Raw genomic sequence first — 5,730 nt, forward strand, 5'->3', positions numbered from 1 at the left:
CGCCGAGTTGATCGACCGGTTCGGGCCGATGCCGGAGGCGGTGCAGTCACTCCTGAAGGTGGTGTTCATCAAATCGCTCTGCCGCACGGCGAATGTCGAAAAGCTGGATGCAGGGCCGAAGGGCATCGTCGTCACCTTCCGCAACAAGGAGTTCCCGAACCCGGCGGGCCTCGTCCAGTTCATCGCCGAGCAGAGCGTTTCGGCGAAGATCAGGCCGGACCAGAGCGTGTTCTTCAACCGCGACCTGCCGACGCCGGACAAGCGCCTCGGCCAGGCCGCGATCATCATGAACAAGCTTTCGAAGATTGCCGAAGCCGGCTAAGCGGCCCCGTCTCCATTGCCGATGTCGCCTGTCGCCAGTTGCTGCAGCGCGTTCTGCAGCACCTCGACGGGCTGGGCGCCGCTCAGCGCGTATTTCTGGTTCAGAATGAAGAAGGGCACGCCGGTCACGCCCATCTTCTCGGCATTGGCGATCTCGTTGCGCACCACATCGATATCGGCGTCGCTGGCAAGAAGCCGCGCGACCATCTCGCGGTCCATGCCGCATTCCGCGGCGATATCGGCAAGCACCGCGTGGTCGCCGAGATTGCGTCCCTCCTCGAAATTGGCCTTGTAGAGCCGGTCGACCACCACGTTCTGCATGGCGATGCTCTCCGTGTGGGCCCACAGCAGCAGCCGGTGCGCATCGAGCGTGTTCGGCCGGATCAGGATGCGGTCGAAGTTGAAGGTGATGCCTTCCTCGCGGCCAAGGTTCGTGAGCTGTTGGTGCATCTCGTCGCGGCGGATCGGACTGCCGAGCTTTTCGGCGAGCATCGCCTGGTTGTCGACGCCTTCCGGCGGAATGGTCGAATCAAGCTCGAAGGGACGCCACTGCACGACCACTTCGACATCGCCCTCAAGCGCGGAGATGGCGCGGTCCAGACGCGCCTTGCCGAGATAGCACCACGGGCAGACAACATCGATGACGGCGTCGACGGTTACGGTGTTCATGCCGTTCCTTTCCTTGAATACGGACATTGGGCGCAGCTTGCCGCCAACGCCAGATCATTCTTCGTGTCACCCCGCGGGCTTGTGCCGAAGGGCGAGGCTACCATCTCCTCGCCGCCGGGCTACCCGGGTCGAGCTCGAGCATGACGCAGGAGAGAAACCGACATCAAGAAAACGCCTCACTGCGCAGTCGCATCCCACCATGTGGGCAGCTGATAGCCATAGATCGGCGTTTCCTCTGGCGGCACGATATCGTTCCAGCGCGCCACCCACTGGCCGTCCCGGTGATAGAGCGGGAGCATGTAGTGGCCGTTGACGAGCAGCCGGTCAAGGGCGCGCACGGAATCGGTGAAATGCTCGGTCGAGCGCGCCTCCAGCATATCGTTGATCATACGGTCGATATCGCTGCTTGCCACGCCGGCGAAGTTGAACGTGCCTTCGATGTCGCGCGAGCGCGTCTCCCAGCGCCAGACCTGCTCGGCGCCCGGAGAGAGCGACGAGGTGAAATAGAAGCCGGGCGCCACCAGCACGATCATGTCGTAATCGAAGGTGTTGAGCCGCTTCTGGTACTGAGCGTCATCCACGGTGCGGATGGTCATCGCAACGCCGATCAGGTTCAGCGAATGCTGGTAGGCGAGCGCCAGTTTCTCCTGGGCCGAATTGGTGGTCATCACCTCGAAGGCAAGCTGGTTGCCGTCCGGCCCGATCATCTTGCCGCCATCGATCCTGTATCCGGCTTCCGCCAGAAGACGCACGGCCGCGCCCAGAACCCTGCGATCGGAACCGGAGCCGTCGGTGACCGGCATGGCGTAGTCGCCGGCAAGGATTTCCGGATCGATCACGTCGATCGCGTCGCCCAGCAATTCGCGCTCGGTCTCGCTTGCCGGATTGCCATAGGCGCCGAGCGCGGAGTTCTGCCAGTAGCTCTCGGTGCGCTGATAGGCGTTGTCGAAGAGCGTGCGGTTGACCCACTGGAAATCGAAAACGTTCGACAGCGCCTCGCGCACCCGCGCATCCTCGAATTTCGGTCTCCGCGTGTTGAAGACGAAGCCCATCATGCCCGTCGGCGTCTCGGGCGAAAACGTATCCTTGATCACCTGGCCGTCGTTGGCGGCGGGAAAATCATAGGCCCGGTCCCAGTGGCTCGGATCATCGTCGGGATAAACGTCGACCGCGCCCTTCTTGAACGCCTCGAACAGGGTCGAACTCTGCAGGTAGTAGTCGACGGTGATCCTGTCGTAATTGGCGAAGCCGACCATCGAGGGCAGGTCCTTGCCCCAGTAATCGTCTCGGCGGGCGTAGACGATCCTCTGGCCGGGCTCGACGCGATCGATCTTGTAGGGGCCGGAGCCGAGCGGCATGGCCATCGTGTCCGTATCGAAGGTTTCGGGATCCAGCGCATGGGCGGGGAAGACCGGCATCAGCGCGAAGATCAGCGGCGTTTCCCGGTTGGCCTTGTCGTTGAAGGTGAAGCGCACGCCGCGCTCGCCGACCTTTTCCATGCTGTCGACGAGATCGAGGCGGCGGTTATAGGGCGGGCGGCCCTTCTCCTTCAGAAGGTTGAAGGTGAACATCACGTCCTCGGGCGTCACCGGCGCGCCGTCAGCCCATCTTGCGCGCGGGTCCATGTTGAACTGGATATAGCTGCGCTCCGCGTCCCATTCGGCGGTTTCGGCAAGAAGGCCGTAAAGGGTGAAGGGTTCGTCGCGCGAGCGCTTCATCAGCGGCTCGTAGACGAGATGGCCGAACTCCTCCTCCCACAGGCCGCGGGCGGATGAGCGCATGCCCTTCAGCACGAAGGGGTTGAGCGCATCGAAGGACCCGACCACGCCATAGGTGATCTCGCCGCCCTTCTTGACATCGGGATTGACGTAGCTGAAATGCTCGTAGTCCGGCGAAAGCGCCGGGTCGCCGTGCATGGCGATGCCATAGAGCGGATCGGCGGCGGCCGCACCCGCCCATGCCACGGAAAAGAGGAGAGGAACAATGATGCGCATCGATTCGTCCTGTCTTGATCCTTTGATGCCCGAGACTAGCATGGGCGCCGCGCCTTGCGAAATACGGGCGGGATTCTGCCGTCTCGCGGCAATTTAGACGTTTTCGGGGGTGGAACACGAACCAATGTGACGATATCAGGGGAAACACTGGCGGTTGAGGCCCGAATGAGGGATGGTCTGCCGCATTTCGGTAACATTAGGCATGCAGGTTCCAGCACCATTGACCTCATGCAGACGAACCAGGAGAGAAATTTCATGCTTTCACGCGCCAGATTTTTGAAGCATGTCGCGGTTTGCGCTTTCACGATTGCCGGCATCTCCGCCGGCGGCGCTTCGGCCCAGGACCAGCAGCCAGCCCAGCAGGCGGCCCAGCAGGGCAACGGATTGCCCACGCAGGGCTGGTTCAAGACCTGTAACGACAATGGTCAGGCCAATGTCTGCATCGTCCAGAACTATGCCCGCGCCGAAAACGGCCAGGTCCTCACCGCCGTCGGCCTGATCACGCCCCAGGGCGGCAACGGCCAGCCGATGCTGCAGATCACCGTGCCGACCTTCCGCGTGATCCCGGCCGGCGTGACCATGCAGATCGACAATGCCAACCCGCAGCGGGTCGACTATGCGCTGTGCACCAACGAGCAGTGCATCGCCCAGGCGCCGCTGACCGACACGCTGGTAAACGCCATGAAGCGCGGCGGCAAGGTCACCTTTACCTCGGTCAACGTTCGTCAGCAGCCGAACCCGGTCGACGTGACCCTCAGCGGCTTCACCGCCGCCTTTGACGGCGATCCGATCAGCCAGCCCGATCTCGTCGAGAGCCAGCGCAACCTTGATGAATCGATCAAGAAGATGGCTGTCGACCGCCGCAAGAAGATCGAGGAAGCCCAGCAGAGCGCCACCGGCGGCAACTGATCCGGCAGATCCGTACAAAAAGAAAGGCCCGGTTGCCTCATGGCAACCGGGCCTTTTCATGTAGAGGGCATCGCCCGCGTCGCATCAGTGGGAGACTGCGTAACGCGGTGCAAGCTGGCCATTGTCCGTGACGGTGAAGATCTCGCCGATCTGCGGGTTGCGCAACGGTTCGCCGCTCAGATCATGTTCGAGATTGCCTTCCGAGACATAGGCCACATAGCCCTTCTCGTCGTTTTCGGCGACGAGATGATAGAAAGGCTGATCCTTGTCAGGCCGGATTTCCGGCGGAATGGAATTATACCAGTCATCGGTGCGGGAGAATTCCGCGTCTACATCGAATATGACGCCCCGAAAGGGAAGCGTACGATGACGGACGATATCGCCGATATTGTATTTCGCTTCGCGTATCTTCATGAGCATTTCCTTTCGAATACTATATGGAAACGCACCACGGAGACTGCAAGAGGCGCATCGGATTTGCCGCAAAAGCTCTTGAAAACAAAAAGAAAACCGGTCGCCAAAGGGCGGCCGGTCTTGAGCTGTCTTAAAGACTGCCCGGGCTGAAATCAGACCGAATAGTACATGTCGAATTCGACCGGGTGCGGCGACATTTCGAACCGCAGCACTTCTTCCATCTTCAGGTCGATATAGGCGTCGATCTGGTCGTCGTCGAACACGCCGCCGGCCGTCAGGAAGGCGCGGTCGGCATCGAGGCTCTCGAGCGCTTCGCGCAGGGAGCCGGCAACCGTCGGGATTTCCTTCAGCTCTTCCTTGGGCAGGTCGTAGAGATCCTTGTCCATGGCGTCGCCGGGGTGCAGCTTGTTCTTGATGCCGTCGAGGCCGGCCATCATCAGGGCCGCGAAGGCGAGGTAGGGGTTGGCGCCCGGATCGGGGAAGCGAACCTCAACGCGCTTGGCCTTCGGCGAGGAGCCGAACGGAATGCGGCAGGAGGCCGAACGGTTGCGGGCCGAATAGGCGAGCAGAACCGGAGCCTCGAAGCCCGGGACCAGACGCTTGTAGGAGTTGGTCAGCGGGTTGGTGAAGGCGTTGATGGCCTTGGCGTGCTTGATGATGCCGCCGATGTAATAGAGGCAGGTTTCCGACAGGCCGGCATATTCGTCGCCGGCGAAGGTCGGCTTGCCGTCCTTCCAGATCGACTGGTGCACGTGCATGCCCGAGCCGTTGTCGCCATAGACCGGCTTCGGCATGAAGGTCGCGGTCTTGCCATAGGCATGGGCAACCTGGTGGACGCCGTACTTGTAGATCTGGGTCTTGTCGGCCATGCGGGTCAGCGTGTCGAAGACCATGCACAGCTCGTGCTGGGCCGAGGCCACTTCGTGGTGATGCTTCTCGACGGTGATGCCCATTTCGGCGAGGACCGTCAGCATTTCCGAACGCATGTCCTGGACGCTGTCGACCGGCGGAACCGGGAAATAGCCGCCCTTGGTGCGCGGACGGTGGCCCATATTGCCGGTTTCGTATTCGGTATAGGCGTTCGACGGCAGTTCGGTGCTGTCGAGCTGGAAGCCGGTATTGTAGGGTTCGGCGGAGAAGCGGACGTCGTCGAAGACGAAGAATTCGGGCTCGGGGCCGAAGAAGGTGGTGTCGCCGATGCCGGTCGATTTCAGATAGGCTTCGGCCTTCTTGGCCGTGCCGCGCGGGTCGCGGTTATAGGCTTCACCGGAAAGCGGCTCGAGAACGTCGCAGAAAACAGCCATGGTGGACTGTGCGAAGAAGGGGTCCATATGGGCCGTCTCGGTATCGGGCATGAGGACCATGTCCGACTCGTTGATGGCCTTCCAGCCGGCGATCGACGAACCGTCGAACATGATGCCGT

6 protein-coding genes are annotated in these 5,730 nt (G+C 61.6%); 2 read left to right on the plus strand and 4 right to left on the minus strand.

All coding sequences use genetic code 11. The features are described 5' to 3' along the window. On the plus strand, positions 1 to 322 hold a 322-nt coding region (locus tag AC5DC2_RS18250), incomplete at its 5' end, for a TRCF domain-containing protein (RefSeq protein WP_491699499.1). Here AC5DC2_RS18250 and AC5DC2_RS18255 read toward each other — a convergent pair. Together AC5DC2_RS18255 and AC5DC2_RS18260 are read right to left on the minus strand one after the other, a co-directional pair. After that, a complete protein-coding gene (locus AC5DC2_RS18255) occupies positions 319 to 990 on the minus strand; it encodes a DsbA family oxidoreductase (protein ID WP_491699500.1) in 672 nt (223 codons plus the stop codon). The genes AC5DC2_RS18250 and AC5DC2_RS18255 overlap by 4 nt on opposite strands. Positions 991 to 1,166: 176 nt before the next feature. Further along, positions 1,167 to 2,984 (minus strand): extracellular solute-binding protein, encoded by a 1,818-nt coding sequence (locus AC5DC2_RS18260; protein WP_491699501.1) that lies wholly within the window; start codon positions 2,982 to 2,984, stop codon positions 1,167 to 1,169. 255 nt (positions 2,985 to 3,239) lie between these two features. Between AC5DC2_RS18260 and AC5DC2_RS18265 the strand changes: the two genes are divergently transcribed. Continuing rightward, on the plus strand, positions 3,240 to 3,893 hold the full coding sequence (locus tag AC5DC2_RS18265) for an invasion associated locus B family protein (protein WP_024707843.1): 654 nt from the start codon (positions 3,240 to 3,242) through the stop codon (positions 3,891 to 3,893). An 84-nt stretch (positions 3,894 to 3,977) separates the two neighbouring features. On the opposite strand, the gene hspQ is transcribed toward AC5DC2_RS18265, so the two are convergent. Together hspQ and glnA are read right to left on the minus strand one after the other, a co-directional pair. Continuing rightward, on the minus strand, positions 3,978 to 4,307 hold the full coding sequence (hspQ, locus tag AC5DC2_RS18270; RefSeq protein WP_024707844.1) for a heat shock protein HspQ: 330 nt from the start codon (positions 4,305 to 4,307) through the stop codon (positions 3,978 to 3,980). A gap of 152 nt (positions 4,308 to 4,459) precedes the next feature. Further along, the coding region (gene glnA, locus AC5DC2_RS18275; RefSeq protein WP_491699502.1) for a type I glutamate--ammonia ligase at positions 4,460 to 5,730 on the minus strand (1,271 nt) is incomplete at its 5' end.

Source organism: Martelella sp. (assembly GCF_984369615.1).